Here is a 15,091-nt window from a genome sequence, read left to right on the forward strand (position 1 = left end):
CCTCCCGCGCGGGCGGTGCATGCGCCCGGCAGGAGGGTGACACCACACGCGCGGGCTGCGCGCCATCCGTTTCGTGACGGGCCCCCTCCTCCCCGCGCGAAACGGACACTGGCCTGGACTACTTGACGCAGTTGCTCCAGCCGCGCTTGCTGTTGCTGACCGTCATCTCCCAGTAGCGGGTGCCGCTGTTGTAGTCGATGGAGACGCCGTCGTTGTAATCGCTGGTGTTGAAGTTGCCGCCGATGCCGGACAGCAGGCAGGCCACGCCACCCGGGTCGTAGGCCAGGTTGTGCGTGAAGGTGCCGGGGTTGCCCGCGATCCACAGCCAGCCGCCCGCGTCCGTGGGGACGTCCACGCAGATGGCGCGAGCGCCGCCGGACGCGCCCAGGTTGCCGCCCAGGTACCAGTTGTACCCGTCATTCCAGACCCGGGCGTAGTCGGAGTTGGACGTGAAGCCGCCCGCGGCCTCCACCTGCGTGAGGAAGCAGCGGCGCGACGCGGTGACCGCGCCCAGCAGCTTCGCCGCCTGGCCGTCGTACCAGGCCATCTCCGGGGTGCGGTTGGTGGCGGTGTTGAGGCATTGGACGGCCGTGCTCAGCGCCTTGCTGTTGGACTGGTTGATGAAGATCTGCCAGTTGCCCGCGTACTGGAACACGCCCGCGCCCGCCCAACTGGTGCCCTTCAGGTTGCCCTGGATGCCGCGCAGGAAGCAGGTCCGGTTCGTCGCGGTCCCGATGGCCGTGGAGGTCAGGCCGTTGGCGGAGGTGCCCCACCAGTACGAGCCGCCCAGGGACACCGCCTGCTCGCTCGTCCCGAGCGCCGCGTCCTCCGGGGCCACGGGGGCGGCCGTCTCGGTGACGGCGTCGCCCGGCGCGGCCTCGCCCATCATGGCTTCGTCCATCATCGGGTCGCCGCCGCAGCCCGCCGCGAAGAGGCAAAGGGGCGCCGCCAGGAACAGCTTCCGCGCGAAGTGATTCGTGTGCATGTCGCTTCTCCGTCGTTTGGAAATGCCGTGGCGGGCCATGAGCAACGGGGATGCCAGCGCCGCGTCCCTGGAGCGCGTGCCGACACTGGGCGTGGGGAACGGCAAGCCTTGCGCGTCCACGCCGCGTGCGGGACGGCAAGGCTTGCACGGACGGCAAGAGTTGCACGAGGTGTCCTCCGAGCGCGGCTCCTGGCAGGATCGCGCGCGAGCCAAAGGAGCGGGAGGGCAAGGTGGGCATGCATCGCGAAGGCGCGGCCGGGGTCCGGATGCTGTTGCTGCTGGCCGCGTTGGCCGGGGCCGACGCGCGGGCGGAGGTGACGCGCGCGGAGTTCCTGGTGCCGTCGGAGGAGGGCATCGAGGTGTCCGTGCGCGAGGTGAAGGACACGGGCATGCAGGTGGCCAACCTGCCGCCGCTCATCCTCCTGCACGGCGCGCGGGTGCCGGGGCGGGCCTCGTTCGACCTGCCCGTCGAGGGCGGCTCCCTGGCGGCGGAGCTCGCCCGCGCGGGGCACGCGGTGTACCTCATGGATGCGCGCGGCTATGGCGGCTCCACGCGGCCCCTGGCCATGAGCACGCCCGCGAGGGGCCGGCCCCTGGTGGGCTCGCACGAGGTCGTCCAGGACGTGCACGCGGTGGTGGGCTGGGTGAAGGCGCGCACGGGGCAGCGCCGCGTGGGGTTGGTGGGCTGGGCCACGGGAGGGCACTGGGCGGGCATGTACGCCAGCCTCCATCCGGACGACGTCAGCCACCTGGTGATGCTCAACGCGCTCTACGCGGGCAGCGCGGAGCACAAGATGCTGGGGAAGGGCACGGACTTCGAGGACCCGAAGCGGCCGGGGCACTTCAACGCGGAAGGCCTGGGCGCCTACCGGTGGAACACAGGCGCGTCGCTGATGGCCGTGTGGGACCGGCAGCTCCCCGAGGCGGAAGAGGAGCGGGTGAAGTGGAGGGACCCGGAGGTGGCGGCGTCGTTCCAGCGCGAGGCGGTCACGAGTGATCCGCTGGGGCCGTCACGCACGCCGTTCGCCTTCCGGGCGCCGTCCGGGGCGTTGGAGGACAGCTTCTACCTGGCCACGGGACGGCAGTTGTGGGACGGGGCGTCCATCACGGCGAAGGTGCTCATCCTGCGCGCGGAGAACGACTTCTGGAGCCGGCCGGAGGACGTCACGCGCCTCCAGGAGCACCTGAACCACGCGGCCAGCGTGAAGGCCGTGGTGCTCCCGGGCGCGACGCACTTCGTGCACCTGGAGCGGCCGGAGCGGGGCCGCCGGCTCCTCATGGACGAGCTGCTGCGCTTCACCGGCGCCCGCGTCACCCCCGCGACGAAGCCCCCGAAGCCGGCCCCGCCGTGAGCCGCTAGACTGGTGGGGATGATTTCCATCCGGAGACTCGAACAGGCGACCCCCGGGGAGCTGGAGGCGCTGGCCGAACTGCTCATCGACTCCGTCGAAGGCGGCGCGTCGGTGGGCTTCCTGCCGCCGCTCTCGCGGGACGCGGCGGAGGGGTACTGGCGGGGCGTGCTCGCGGCGCTGGGGCCGGGGCTGCTGCTCTGGGTCGCGGAGGTGGACGGGCGCATCGACGGCACCGTGCAGCTCGCGCCGTCGCTGCGTCCCAACGGGCTGCACCGCGCGGAGGTGCAGAAGCTGCTCGTGCACTCGCGGGCCCGAGGCCAGGGGCTCGCGTCGCGGCTGCTCCAGGAGGTCGAGCAGTACGCCCGGGGCGCGGGGCGCACGCTGCTGGTGCTCGACACGCTGGCGGGCTCGAAGGCGGAGGCCGTCTACCGGCACTTCCAGTGGCAGCGCGCCGGAGAGATTCCCGACTGGGCGCGGCACACCGACGGTGAGCTGCACCCCACGGTCCTCTTCTTCAAGCGACTGGTCCCCTGACGCTCGCGCACGAGTGCTTGCGCCGGGTGGCCAGCGCGACGAGCGCCAGCCACGCGAGCGGCGCCACCGGGGCCGCGCCGCAGCCGCAGCCGGAGTCGTCCTCGGGCAGGGGGTTGCCCGCGCCTGCGTCCGGATTCCCCGCGCCCGCATCCGGTCCGCCCGCCTCGCAGCTCCCGTCTCCGACACAGACCGTCACCGTGGCTTCGGCGGTCGCGCCCGCCGTGTCCGTCACCACGAAGCGCAGGGTGTGCGGGCCCGGCGATAGGCCCGTGGTGTCCCAGCGGCCCGGCGCGCCACCGAAGTAGAGGCGGGTGTCCGAACGGTCGTCCGTGTAGGCCAGCGTGCCGTCCACGTAGAACCCTGCGCCGGTGCAGCCCACGTCGTCCTCGCACTCGCCGAAGAACTCCGCCGTGGCTCCGGAAACGCGCTCGCCCTGGGTGGGACGGATGAGGACGGCGCGCGGCGGTTCATCCACCTTCGCGGTGAGGCTGAAGGCCTGCTCCGCGTCCGGCGACACGCCGTTGGCCGCCCGCACGCGCACGTCCACGGTGCCCGCCGCCGTCGGCGTCCAGGTGATGAGGCCGGTGGTCGCGTCGATGCTCATGCCCTGCGGCACCGTGCCCTCCAGCGAATACGTGGGCCGGGGCCGGCCCACCGCCTCCACGTCGTAGCGGTACTCGACGCCCACCAGGGCGGTGGTGACCTGCGTGGAGGTGATGGTGGGCGGCAGCGGTTCGTCATCCGCCTCCACGGCCTCCAGCGTGCGCGCGTCCAGGCCCGGCATGGCGAGCGTGAGGGTGGCCGTGCCGTCCACGTTGTCCGCGTCCTGCGCCGCCTGGAGCGTCACGGTCTGGGGCGTGCTCCAGTTGGACGTCGTGAACGTGAGCGTGGACGCGGAGGCCACGCTGATGTCCGGGTCCCCCTGCGTGGGCGCCACGGTGACGGTGACGTTCGACGAGGGCCTCAGCGACAGCGACACGTCGAAGGTGGCGGTGCCGCCCTCGGGCACGGTGAGCCGGGCGGTGGACAGCACCAGCCGGGGCGAGTTGTTGTCGATGGTGGTGGCCACCACCGACTCGGTCGTCAGGCCCTCCGAGGCCACGGTGAAGGTGGCGACGTCCGCGTCCGCGTCCGCGTCCTCCACCGCCTCGAGCACCACGACCTGCGGCACGTTCCAGTTCGTGGGGGAGAAGGTCAGCGTTCCACCCCCCGACAGGCGCACGTCCTCGGAGCCGCCCAGGGCCCGCGCCACGTCCACCGTCACGGGCGCGGTGGGCGCCTGCGCCAGCCGCACGGTGAAGGCCGCGCGCCCGCCCTCCATCAGGCGCAGGTTGAGCCCGGACACGACCAGCTTCTGGCCGGTGGCCGTGGGCATCACCCGGCGCACCACGCCGTTGGTGTACCCCAGCATGTAGAGCGCGCCGTCCGGTCCCACGCTCATGTCCACGTTGGCGGAGAAGCCCGTCCCCCACGCGTCCACCGTCGCCACCGAGTTGTCCGCCGCCAGCGTGGCGCGCGTCACCTGGGCGCTGTTGAAGTCGCCGAAGAAGTAGTTGCCGCGGTACTCCGGCGGGAAGAGGGTGGCGTCGTAGAAGACGCCGCCGGTGATGGAGCCTCCCAGCGCCTGCGTCATCGCGGAGCCGCCGCCACTGGTGGCGTCCGGCAGGCCCGGCTGGGCCACGGTGAAGGTCGTCGTGGTGGGCGCGTTGTCGGCGCTGGCGACGTAGAAGTCGCCGTCGAAGCTCGCGTCGCCCACGCCTTCAAGCGTGAGCTTCTCCCCCTTGCGGAAGCCGTGCGGCGTGGCCGTGGTGAAGGTGGTGATGCCCCCGCTGCGCACCGCGCCCGTGGCGGTGAGGTTGCGCGTGTCCGTCCCGTTGGTGCGGTACTTGATGACGGGAGGGATGAAGTCGTTGGTGAGGGGCTGGTTGTTCTCGTAGTCGTTGTAGCCGGCGTGGCTGCGCCGGTTCACGATGAAGACCTGCTCGTAGTTCGTGCCCACGCCGTTGACCCACAGCAGGCCGGTGGTGGGCTGGAACGTGAAGGTGAAGGGATTTCGCAGGCCGCGCGCCCAGATGTATTCGTTGTTGGGGCCCACGCCGTCGTTGAACGGGTTGTCATTGACGGGCGTGCCGTCCAGGTTGGCGCGGCTCACCTTGGCCGCCAGCGACGTCAGGTCCGCGTCCACGCCGGTACCGTTGCCCAGGTCTCCAATGGACCAGTAGAGCTTCCCGTCCGGCCCGAAGCCCAGCCCGCCGCCGTCGTGGTTGTTGCCCGCCGTGGGCAGCCCGGTGACGATCTCCGTGCGCGCGATGCCCGTGCCGTGGGAGTCCGTGTAGCGGACGATGCGCTGCTCGGAGGCGGAGACGGTGACGAAGAAATAGACGTACCGGTTGACCACGTAGTTCGGGTCGAACGCGATGCCGATGAGGCCGCACTCGCTGTTGGTGTGGACCGCGGGCTCCGTGGCGAACGTGCGCGTCACCAGCGTGGAGGTGCCGGGCTGCGTCTCCAGCACGCCGTCCTTCATGGCCACCGTCCGCACGACGCCGTTCTTCAGCGTGACGAACAGCCGCCCCGAGCCATCCGGCGCCCACGCCATGCCGGTGGCGGGCGTCAGGCTGCTGGACGAAAAGGCCGTCTCCACGAAGCCCGCCGGCACGGCGGCCTGGGCTGGCGCGGACATCATCAGGAACAACAGTGAGGCCATGAGGGGCGTGCGCATGGCCTCCAAGCCTACCGCACCCGGAGTGGGTCCCTACCGCGTCGCGGTGAAGTTCCGTTGGATGAGGCACTTCACGCTGCTGTCCTCGGTGGAGAAGAGCTCCAGCGTGTACTCACCCTCGATGCGCGAGCTGTCCGTGTCCGAGCGGGGCGCGGGCGCGGCCACCGTCGAGCGGATGTCCAGGGTGCGCCGGACCTTCTCCTCGGTGAGGATGCGGGCCGTGGAGAAATCGAGCCTCCGTGCGGGCTCGCCGGAGTAGTGGGTGGACAGCTCGTCGTCGCCGAACCGCGTGGTGATGTAGCTGCCGCCCGTCATCGTCAGCACGAGCGGGCCCTGGGGCAGGCGCTGGCCCAGGGCCTCGCATCCCTCGCCAGGCGGCGATGTGTCCTCGAACTGGAGTGTGTAGGTGCCCGCGATGGCGCAGCCCTCCTCACAGTCGGGATAGGTGTTGCCGCCACAGCCCGGGTTCCCCATGCCGCTGCCCATCGTCATCATGCCCACGGCGAGCAGCACCGGGATGCGGAGGAACGTCACGGCCTTCGGAGAGCGGGCGCTGCGCGGCGATTCGCTGTGCATGAAAGACTCCAGGTGCAACGGGAGGCATCAGCCTAGCCAATGCCTGCCCGGGTTCGCACCTGGGGTCCGGGGTGCTTCACACGACGACGGCGCGTGTCACAGCGTGACGTTGCCGGACACGACCTCGGTGAACTTGCAGAGGATGTCGCTGGCGTGGGGACACACCCCGTGAAGTCAGGGCCTGCGGGACGCCACGGCGGGCGCGGCGCTCATCGCCTGGCTGAGCTTCCGGGCCCCTTCCGAGAAGGCGCCGCGCGCGAGCTCCTGACCGGAGGTGCCGAGCACCTGGGCGAACACCCGGTTGAAGCCCTTCTCCAGCCCCATGGACTTGTGGGGTTCCCCCTTGGAGTCCGCGACCATGTAGAGCGACGAGTCCAGCTCGGCGGGCGGTGCCTCGCCCTTCTGGCGGTACAGGTCCTTCATGGCGGCGAGCGACTCGTCGTGGCTCTTGCGGATCTCCCCTCGCGCCATGCCCTTGAAGAGGCCCGGGACGTCGCGCAGGTCCACGTGGATGACGACGATGGGCTTCTTCTCACGCACGTCGTAGATGAACTGGGAGGCGCGCTGGCGCAGCTCCTCCTTGGTTCCCTTGTTGGCATACAACACCAGCGTGGGCCGACCCTGCCCGATGGGGACCTCCTTGCCGAACACGTCCTTGAGTTCAGCGGCGCTGGCCGGGATGGCTCCCAGCAATCCGAGCAAGCAGGTCAGCAGGGCGGTCTTCTTCATGCAGTGGCTCCTAAGGGTGAAGAAACGCATTGGGTCCACCAACATCGCCATCCCCACCCTGAATCCCGAGCGGTGCATTCAGTCCGTCCCCGGCGATGAGGGGCCGGCTTGGCGAGCCCTGGCACGCAAAGGCTGGGTTGGGTGACAGATGTGAAGGCCAGGGGTGTTCGAGCCGCCAGCACTTCGCTGGAGGCCAGAGACCATGGGCATCACACTGGACCGTCGCTCCCTCATCCAAGCCAGTCTGGGATTGACCGGGGGGCTCGCGCTCCTCCGGGGCGCTCCCGCCGAGGCGGCCGGACGGCCGTTCACGACGTCCGCGTCCCCGGACGCGCCCCGGCCCTGGTGGGAGCTGGGGCTGATGGCGGACCCCATCATGGAGAGCCAGTTGCTGCACTTCCTGGCCGGGACCTACAGCGCCCAGTCGGACATCAGCGAGGTGCTGGACACCGCGACCCGCATCGTCGCGGGGGATGACTGGAGCTGGCCCAACGAATGGGTCGGCACCGCCGACCGCATCCGCGCCATGGGCGACGTGAGCCTGTCCCGCCGCCATCCCATCAGCGCGGGCCATGCCTACCTGCGCGCCGCCAACTACTACCGCGCCGCGCTCATCCACCACCCGGAGCCCGCCCACCCGAGCGTGGTCGCCACCGGGCGCAAGGCGGTGGACGCCTACAACAAGGCCCTCCACCTGCTGAAGATACCGGGCACGCCCGTGCGCATCCCGTACGAGGGCACCACGCTGCCCGGCTACTTCTTCCGCGCCCCGAGCGCCCGGAGCATCGCGCCGCTGCTCATCTTCCAGCAGGGCCGCGACGCGTGGCCGGAGGAGTCCAAGTACGTCATCGACGCGGCGCTCGCGCGAGGCTACCACTGCCTCATCGTGCACGCGCCCGGCCAGGGCATGGCCATCCGCGAGCAGGGGCTGCCCTTCCGCCACGACTGGGAGAACGTCATCCGGCCGGTGGTGGACTTCGCCCTGTGCATCGCGGGCGTGGACTCGCGGCGCATCGCGCTCCTGGGCTGGAGCATGGGCGGGGCGCTGGTGCCGCGCGCCGCCGCGTTCGAGCGGCGCATCAAGGTCCTCATCCCCAACCCCGGCGTCCTCAACTGGGGGGCGTCGTCCTTCGAGCAGTTCCACATGTACTTCCCGGAGCTGATGCCGCTGCTGGACAGCGACCCCCAGGCCTTCGACGCGGCCATGGCCCGGCTGATGGAGCAGGTGTTCCTCTTCCGCTGGTACATGAAGGACGCGATGTCCAAGCACGGCGTGAGCACGCCGTCGGCCCTGCTCTTCGAGCTGCGCCGGTTCAACAACGAGCCCGTCGTCCACCGCATCCGCTGCCGCACGCTGGTGATGGACGGCACCGCCGAGGCGTTCTCACAAGGCCAGGCCCGGCTGCTCTTCGACGCGCTGGAGTGCCCCAAGGACTACATGCTCTTCACCGCCCAGGACACGGGGCTGCTGCACTGCCAGGAGGGCGCGCAGGCCGTGGCCAACCACCGCATGTTCGACTGGCTGGACGAGTCCCTCTAGCGCCGCCTCAGCGCGGGCCGCCGCCCAGCACGACACGGAAGACGGCCTCCACCTCCTGCGCGTCCACGCCCAGCTCCCGGGCCCACGCCCGGCGCACGGCGAGCAGCGCCTCCGTGCGGGCCGGCTCGTTCCCGGCCTCCTGGGCCCGGCGCTGACGGCGGGCCAGCTCCTCCCGGCGGGCGAGCAGCTCCACCAGCTCGCGGTCGAGCGCGTCGAGGTGCTCGCGAGGCTCGCGGGGCGCGGGGGCCTCCGGTTCCAGCCCGGGCACGGCGACGCCCGAGGCCCCGGGGGCCTGCGTCGCGGTGGGCGCGGCCTCCAGGTCGCGGTGGATGCCCTGGAGCGCCGTGAGCAGTTGCCCTCGCGCCTGCGTGGCGAACGGGTTCTCCTGCTGGATGGCGTTGAAGAGGTGGCCCGCGTCCGCGCGCACGGTCTCGATGGTGCGCGACAGCGCCTTGAAGCTGGCCGGCGCGAAGGGCACGTCCGCCGCCGCGCCGGAGTCCACCATGCCCTTGGCCACGAAGAAGGTGAGCGCGTGCGTGCGGGCCATCACCTGGTCATGGCCCTCCGGCGTCTGCTCGATGACCTCGCAGCCCAGTCCCTCGTAGAAGCGCCGGGCGCGCGGGGCGGCCTCCGGATGCAGCGGGTTGGGGCAGAGCACGACGCGCATGGGGCGCTCGGCCATGGCCAGGCTCAAGGGGCCGAAGAGGGGATGCGTGCCCACCCAGGGCACGTCGGCGCCCAGCACCTCCGTCAGCGCCTCCACGGGCTTCACCTTCACGCTGCCCACGTCCAGCACCAGGTGCTCCGGCCTCAAGTGGGGCCGCAGGGAGCGCAGCACGTCCCGCATCTGGGGCACCGGCACCGCCACCACCACCAGCTCCGCCCCGTCCAGCAGCTCACGCACCGAGTGCGCGCGGAGCGGCTCCGGGATGTCCGCCACCGGGTCCAGGGCGCGGTGCTCCACGCCCACCGCCTCCAGCAGCGTTCCCAGCGCGCGTCCAAACCGTCCGTAGCCCACGAGTGCGACATGCGACATGCGCCGGAGTCTACGCGGGCCCGCGCTCAATAGACGACCGCCGGGTCACCCGTGAAGAGCGACCCGGCGGGGGATGACTTGCCAGGAGGGAAGGCGGAGGACTACCGCTTGAGGAGCATCTGCTCCGTGAGGCAGGAGTCCGTCTTCTCCGGGACGACGAAGAAGGGCTGCTGGCGGCTCAGGCCCTGCGTGGTGCCCAGCCAGCCGTCGCCAATCTGCCCGGCGCCGTCGTACACCAGGGCCAGCCAGTCATTCTGCGACGCGGGGAAGAGGTCCACGCTGTCGGAGTCGCGGTTGAAGTTGTAGGCGAAGGACGCGGTCTGGATGGCGCCGCTGCCGTTGATGTCCAGGTTCGCGCTCGCGGTGCCCGCGCGCTGCACGCCGTTGATGCGCACGCCGATGCGGGCCAGGTCCGCCTCCGTGGTGGGGGCGATGGGCGCGAAGGCGGACACCTCGTTGACGGACGTCTCGCTCACGGAGGCGACGCGGACGCGCGAGTAGTCCAGCACGTTGTCCACGCCGTCGATGCGCAGGCCGAACGTCTGGTACTCGTAGTTCATCACGCTCAGGTAGTTGGGCTTGTAGTTGGCGTCGTCGGTGCCGCCATGGCGCAGGCCGATGTTGTGCCCCAGCTCGTGCATCAGGGTGCCGGCCTGCTGCAGCTCCGTGCCGCCCGGCGTGGACCAGCCGCCCAGCGTCACGATGAGGTCATGCGCGGGGATGCCGCGCGACAGGCCGCTGGAGGTCGTCGTGCCGTAGGTGTTCGCGAACAGGGCGTAGTGGAAGAAGGGCGCCCGGCGCGACTTGAAGTACTTGCTCTTGATGGTGTCCACGCCCACCCAACCGGTGTCCAGGTTGGAGATGGCGTCCGCGGCGGCGATCTGCGAGTCCAGCACCAGGTGCAGCGCGATGCCCGTGGTCCCGTTGGGGTTGGACACCGGCGCGTTGGCGAACGCCGCCGTCACCTTGTCCAGCGCGCCCTGCGTGGGCTTGCGGTCCGCGTAGTAGTCCACCTCCACGAAGACGTCCTTCTTGCGCGGATCCGCGCCCCAGTAGCGGAGGTCCACGCCGCCGTAGCCGTACAGCTCCGCGAAGTCGCTGATGCGGTCGCCGTCCGTGTCGGAGCTGTTGGGGTTGGTGCCGTACTGGTTCTCCGCCGCGTCACAGACGCCGTCGCCGTCGGTGTCCACGGCGCTGAGCGCGCACAGGTACACGGGCTGCACGGCGGAGACCTGATAGTCGGTCCCGTTCTGCGTCATCGTCGTGTAGTTGGGCCGGTGGTGGACGGTGACGGAGCGGTAGCCGGCGCGGCTGTAGACGAGCCGCACCGCCTCCTCGCCGGACGCCGGCATGATGAGCTGGACGTTGTCCTCGCCGTGTTGGTTGCCGTAGGCGTCGAAGATGAAGAGGCCGGACGAGTCCGTCGTCTGGGTCGCGAGGCCGGTGCCGCAGCCCGTGCCGGAGCAGGTGCCGGAGGCGACGTAGACCGTCACGCCCTCCACGGCGCTGCCCGTCGCGGAGTCGTAGATGAAGCCGTAGACACAGCCATTCAAGCCGACGAGACCCATGGAGGCCGTCAGCAGGCTCTTGTAGAACGTGGACATACTTCCCCCTCGGAGGAACCAGGGGTTGGCTTCTGTCGCCAACCGCCACATCTACGGCGCGCCCGGCGGATATTCTTTCGGGGATTTATTTCCGGAGCCGGGACACGGCGGAGGCCGCCGGGTTGACAGCGGGGGCTGTCTGTCTTACTCCTGTCTCATCATGAGGCCCGTCTTCTTCCATGCCCTGCCTGTCCTGAGCGCCTTCGCGCCGGCGGCGGACGTGCGCCTCGCCCCCCGTCACGAGGTCCTGCTCGATATTTGAGCAGGCGGACCGGAGTCCTCCGGTGCGCGCGTGGCTGGTTGCCCGCGCACCGTGAACTCCGTCTCCGCCCGTCCCCTCCCTGGGGGCCTTCGTGTGTCCTCGCGCGTTCCCGTGGCGGCCTGACGTGCCGCCGTAGGCCCCGCGTGCGCGTGCGCGCCTGAAGGCAGCCTCCGGTCCATCCCTCTCATCCAACCGGCGTCTCAATCCAATACACACCCGCGGGCCTCGCTGCCCGGACGGGAACGGGAGTCTTCCATGTCTCGCACCACGCGCATCGAGCGGTATCGCAACATCGGCATCATGGCCCACATCGACGCGGGCAAGACGACGCTCACCGAGCGCGTCCTCTTCTTCACCGGCCGCATCCACTCCACGGGAGAGGTGCACACGGGCTCCACGGAGATGGACTGGATGGAGCAGGAGAAGAAGCGCGGCATCACCATCACCTCCGCGGCGACGACGGCCTTCTGGCAGCCCCGGCACGGGCGGGAGGCGGGCGTGCCCCACCGCATCAACATCCTGGACACGCCGGGCCACGTGGACTTCACCATCGAGGTGGAGCGCTCGCTGCGCGTGCTGGACGGCGCGGTGGCGGTGTTCGACGCCAGCCAGGGCGTGGAGCCGCAGTCGGAGACGGTGTGGCGTCAGGCGGACCGCTACGGCGTGCCGCGCATCGCGTTCATCAACAAGATGGACAAGGTGGGCGCGGACTTCGCCCTGAGCGTGCAGTCCATGGTGGACCGGCTGGGCGTGCGCCCGGTGGCCGTGCAGTGGCCCGTGGGCGACGGCGCGGACTTCCAGGGGCTCGTGGACCTGGTGCGCATGCGGCTCGTGCGCTTCCAGGGCGACGACGGCGGCTTTGACGACAGCGCGCCCGTTCCTCCGGAGCTGGCGGAGGCGGTGCTGCCGTACCGCATGCGCCTCATTGAAGTCTGCGCGGACCTGGACGCGGGCGTGATGGAGAAGTTCGTGGACGGGCGGGTGGAGGACATCACCGCGGAGGAGCTGGAGCGCGCGCTGCGCTCGGGCACGCTCGCGCGGACGCTGGTGCCGGTGCTGTGCGGGTCGGCCTTCAAGAAGAAGGGAGTGCAGATGCTCTTGGATGCGGTCGTCAGCTACCTGCCGTCCCCCGCGGACATGGCCGCCGTGGAGGGCTTTACGCCCGTCACCGGCGAGCGCGTCAGCCGTCCCGTGTCGGACTCGGGGCCGCCCACCGCGCTGGCGTTCAAGCTGATGAGCGACAAGGCCGTGGGAGGCATCGTGTTCCTGCGGGTGTACTCGGGCACGCTGCGCGCGGGCACCGTCCTGCTCAACCCCGTCACCGGGCGCAAGGAGCGGGTGGGGCGCCTGATGTTCATGCACGCCAACCGCCGCGAGGAGGTGGCGGAGGTGCACGCGGGCGACCTGTGCGCGGCGCTGGGGCTCAAGGGCGTGCGCACCGGCGACACGCTGTGTGACCCGGAGGCGCCGGTGGTGCTGGAGGCGTTGAACGTGATGGAGCCCGTGGTGCAGCTCGCGGTGGAGGCGCGCTCCCCCGCGGAGCTGCCGAAGCTGGAGGAGGGCCTGCAACGGCTGGCGGCGGAGGACCCGTCGCTGCGCCTGGGCGTGGACCCGGAGAGCGGCCAGGTGCTGCTGTCCGGCATGGGTGAGCTGCACCTGGAGGTGGTCGTGGACCGGTTGAGGACGGAGTTCGGCGTGGAGGCGCGCGTGGGACAGCCGAAGGTGGCGTACCGCGACACGCTCCGGGGCGCGGTGCGCCAGGAGTACCGCCACGTCCGTCAGTCCGGCGGGCCCGGACAGTACGCGCGCGTGGTGCTGGACGTGGGGCCGGCGCCGCGAGGAGCGGGGCTCGTCTTCGTGGACGCCACGAAGGGGGGCTCCATCCCCCGCGAGCTGGTGCCCGCCATCGAGAAGGGCGTGGCCGGGGCCATGGCGCGGGGCGTGCGGGAGGGCGTGCCGCTGGTGGACGTGGAGGTGCGGCTGGTGGATGGCGACACGCACGTGAAGGACAGCACGCCGCAGGCCTTCGCGGTTGCGGGCTCGCTGGCGCTCCAGGAGGCCGCGCGGCGCGTGGGCGTGCAGGGGCTGGAGCCGGTGATGGAGGTGGAGGTGGTGACGCCGGAGGAGTTCCTGGGCGACGTGCTGGGTGACCTGGCGTCGCGGCGGGGACGGGTGCTGGGGATGGAGGCGAAGGGCACGGCGCGGTGCGTGTCCGCGCGGGTGCCCATGGCGCGCCTGTTCGGCTACGTGACGGCGCTGCGCGGCCGCACGCAGGGACGCGCCCAGGCGAGCATGCGCCTGGGGACGTACGAGCCGGTGCCGGAGTCGGCCGCAGCCCTGGCCTCCGAGGCGCGGGCGTGAGGTGACGGCCCCGGGCTTCCCCACGAGGGGAGGCCCGGGGCCGTGCTGTTCGCGCGGGAAATTGAACCCCGTGTCGATTTCCGGGGCGCTCATTCGACGTGCATTTGATTGAGTTCGCGCCGTGACGATGTCCAAGGCGCAGGCCGCGGTGCACGCGGTGTGGAGAATCGAGTCCGCCCGGCTCATCGCCGGGCTCGCGCGCATGGTGCGCGACGTGGGGCAGGCGGAGGAGCTGGCGCAGGACGCGCTGGTCGTGGCGTTGGAGAAGTGGCCGGTGTCGGGCGTGCCGGAGAACCCGGGCGCGTGGCTGATGGCCACCGCGAAGCGCCGCGCCATCGACGAGATGCGCCGTCACAAGCTGCTCGCGCGCAAGCACGAGGAGCTGGGGCACGGGCTGGAGGAGGCGGAGGTGCCAGACCTGGACGCGGCCCTGGACGACGACGTCGGCGACGACCTGTTGCGCCTCATCTTCACCTCCTGCCACCCGGTGCTGTCCCCGGAGGCGCGGGTGGCGCTCACGCTGCGGCTGTTGGGCGGCCTGACGACGGATGAGATTGCCCGCGCGTTCCTGGTGCCGGAGCCCACGGTGGCCCAGCGCATCGTGCGGGCCAAGCGGACGCTGGCGGAGAAGGGCGTCCCCTTCGAAGTCCCCCGGGGCGAGGAGCTGGCGGCGCGGCTCGCGTCGGTGCTGGAGGTCGTCTACCTCATCTTCAACGAGGGCTACTCCGCGACCGCGGGGGGCGACTGGATGCGGCCGGAGCTCTGCCAGGACGCGCTGCGCCTGGGCCGCATCCTCGCGGAGCTCGCGCCGGGCGAGCCGGAGGTGCACGGGCTGGTGGCGCTGATGGAGATTCAAGCGTCGCGGTCCCGGGCGCGGGTGGGGCCCTCGGGAGAGCCCGTGCTGCTGCTGGAGCAGAACCGCGCGCAGTGGGATCAGCTCCTCATCCGCCGCGGGCTCGCGGCGCTGGAGCGCTCGGGGAAGGCCGGGCCGGCGGGGCCGTACACGGTGCAGGCCTCCATCGCGGCCTGCCACGCGCGGGCGCGCACGCCGGAGGAGACGGACTGGCCGCGCATCGCGGCGCTCTACGCGGTGCTCGCGAGGATGACGCCGTCACCGGTGGTGGAGCTGAACCGCGCCGTCGCGCTGTCGATGGCGTTCGGCCCCGCGGTGGGGCTGGAACTGGTGGACCAGCTCGTGGCCGAGCCGTCGCTCAAGCACTACCACCTGCTGCCGAGCGTGCGCGGCGACCTGCTCCAGAAGCTGGGGCGCCTCAAGGAGGCCCAGGCGGAGTTCGAGCGGGCCGCGTCGCTCACGCGCAACGCGAAGGAGCAGGCGCTGCTGCGCGCGCGCGCCGCCGCCTGCACGGGCGGCAAGCCGTCGTAGTCCTGT

General features: G+C 71.2%; 11 protein-coding genes. 5 read left to right on the forward strand and 6 right to left on the reverse strand.

The window, feature by feature from the left end; translation table 11 throughout:
- Positions 1 to 118: 118 nt before the first annotated feature.
- Positions 119 to 985 carry a hypothetical protein gene (locus tag K8612_RS19700; protein ID WP_223741617.1) on the reverse strand — a complete coding sequence of 289 codons (867 nt, stop codon included), beginning with the start codon at positions 983 to 985 and terminating at the stop codon, positions 119 to 121.
- Positions 986 to 1,221: 236 nt separating this feature from the next.
- Here K8612_RS19700 and K8612_RS19705 point away from each other — a divergent pair, with 236 nt between their 5' ends.
- Positions 1,222 to 2,337 carry an alpha/beta fold hydrolase gene (locus K8612_RS19705; RefSeq protein ID WP_223763410.1) on the forward strand — a complete coding sequence of 372 codons (1,116 nt, stop codon included), beginning with the start codon at positions 1,222 to 1,224 and terminating at the stop codon, positions 2,335 to 2,337.
- 18 nt (positions 2,338 to 2,355) lie between these two features.
- Positions 2,356 to 2,871 carry a GNAT family N-acetyltransferase gene (locus tag K8612_RS19710; RefSeq protein ID WP_223741619.1) on the forward strand — a complete coding sequence of 172 codons (516 nt, stop codon included), beginning with the start codon at positions 2,356 to 2,358 and terminating at the stop codon, positions 2,869 to 2,871.
- Here K8612_RS19710 and K8612_RS19715 read toward each other — a convergent pair.
- The 3 genes from K8612_RS19715 to K8612_RS19725 form a co-directional block, all read right to left on the reverse strand.
- The gene (locus tag K8612_RS19715; protein WP_223763411.1) at positions 2,852 to 5,593 is read right to left on the reverse strand and encodes a PQQ-dependent sugar dehydrogenase; all 2,742 of its coding nucleotides are present in this window, start codon (positions 5,591 to 5,593) and stop codon (positions 2,852 to 2,854) included. The genes K8612_RS19710 and K8612_RS19715 overlap by 20 nt on opposite strands.
- Before the next feature lie 33 nt (positions 5,594 to 5,626).
- Positions 5,627 to 6,169 (reverse strand): hypothetical protein, encoded by a 543-nt coding sequence (locus K8612_RS19720; RefSeq protein ID WP_223763412.1) that lies wholly within the window; start codon positions 6,167 to 6,169, stop codon positions 5,627 to 5,629.
- A 174-nt stretch (positions 6,170 to 6,343) separates the two neighbouring features.
- Positions 6,344 to 6,898 carry a hypothetical protein gene (locus K8612_RS19725; RefSeq protein ID WP_223741624.1) on the reverse strand — a complete coding sequence of 185 codons (555 nt, stop codon included), beginning with the start codon at positions 6,896 to 6,898 and terminating at the stop codon, positions 6,344 to 6,346.
- A gap of 202 nt (positions 6,899 to 7,100) precedes the next feature.
- Between K8612_RS19725 and K8612_RS19730 the strand changes: the two genes are divergently transcribed.
- Positions 7,101 to 8,438 (forward strand): S9 family peptidase, encoded by a 1,338-nt coding sequence (locus tag K8612_RS19730; protein WP_223763413.1) that lies wholly within the window; start codon positions 7,101 to 7,103, stop codon positions 8,436 to 8,438.
- A gap of 7 nt (positions 8,439 to 8,445) precedes the next feature.
- Here K8612_RS19730 and K8612_RS19735 read toward each other — a convergent pair whose 3' ends face one another.
- Together K8612_RS19735 and K8612_RS19740 are read right to left on the reverse strand one after the other, a co-directional pair.
- Positions 8,446 to 9,474 carry a prephenate dehydrogenase/arogenate dehydrogenase family protein gene (locus K8612_RS19735; protein ID WP_223763414.1) on the reverse strand — a complete coding sequence of 343 codons (1,029 nt, stop codon included), beginning with the start codon at positions 9,472 to 9,474 and terminating at the stop codon, positions 8,446 to 8,448.
- A 101-nt stretch (positions 9,475 to 9,575) separates the two neighbouring features.
- Complete coding sequence (locus K8612_RS19740) at positions 9,576 to 11,078, reverse strand: hypothetical protein (RefSeq protein ID WP_223763415.1); 1,503 nt, start codon at positions 11,076 to 11,078, stop codon at positions 9,576 to 9,578.
- A gap of 517 nt (positions 11,079 to 11,595) precedes the next feature.
- On the opposite strand from K8612_RS19740, the gene fusA reads away from it, so the two are divergent.
- Both fusA and K8612_RS19750 read left to right on the forward strand, forming a co-directional pair.
- A complete protein-coding gene (gene fusA, locus K8612_RS19745; RefSeq protein ID WP_223763416.1) occupies positions 11,596 to 13,701 on the forward strand; it encodes an elongation factor G in 2,106 nt (701 codons plus the stop codon).
- Between the two features lie 127 nt (positions 13,702 to 13,828).
- Positions 13,829 to 15,085 carry an RNA polymerase sigma factor gene (locus K8612_RS19750; RefSeq protein ID WP_223741715.1) on the forward strand — a complete coding sequence of 419 codons (1,257 nt, stop codon included), beginning with the start codon at positions 13,829 to 13,831 and terminating at the stop codon, positions 15,083 to 15,085.
- Positions 15,086 to 15,091: the final 6 nt, after the last annotated feature.

Origin of the sequence: Corallococcus sp. AS-1-6 (genome assembly GCF_020037015.1) — a bacterium.
GTDB lineage: Bacteria > Myxococcota > Myxococcia > Myxococcales > Myxococcaceae > Corallococcus.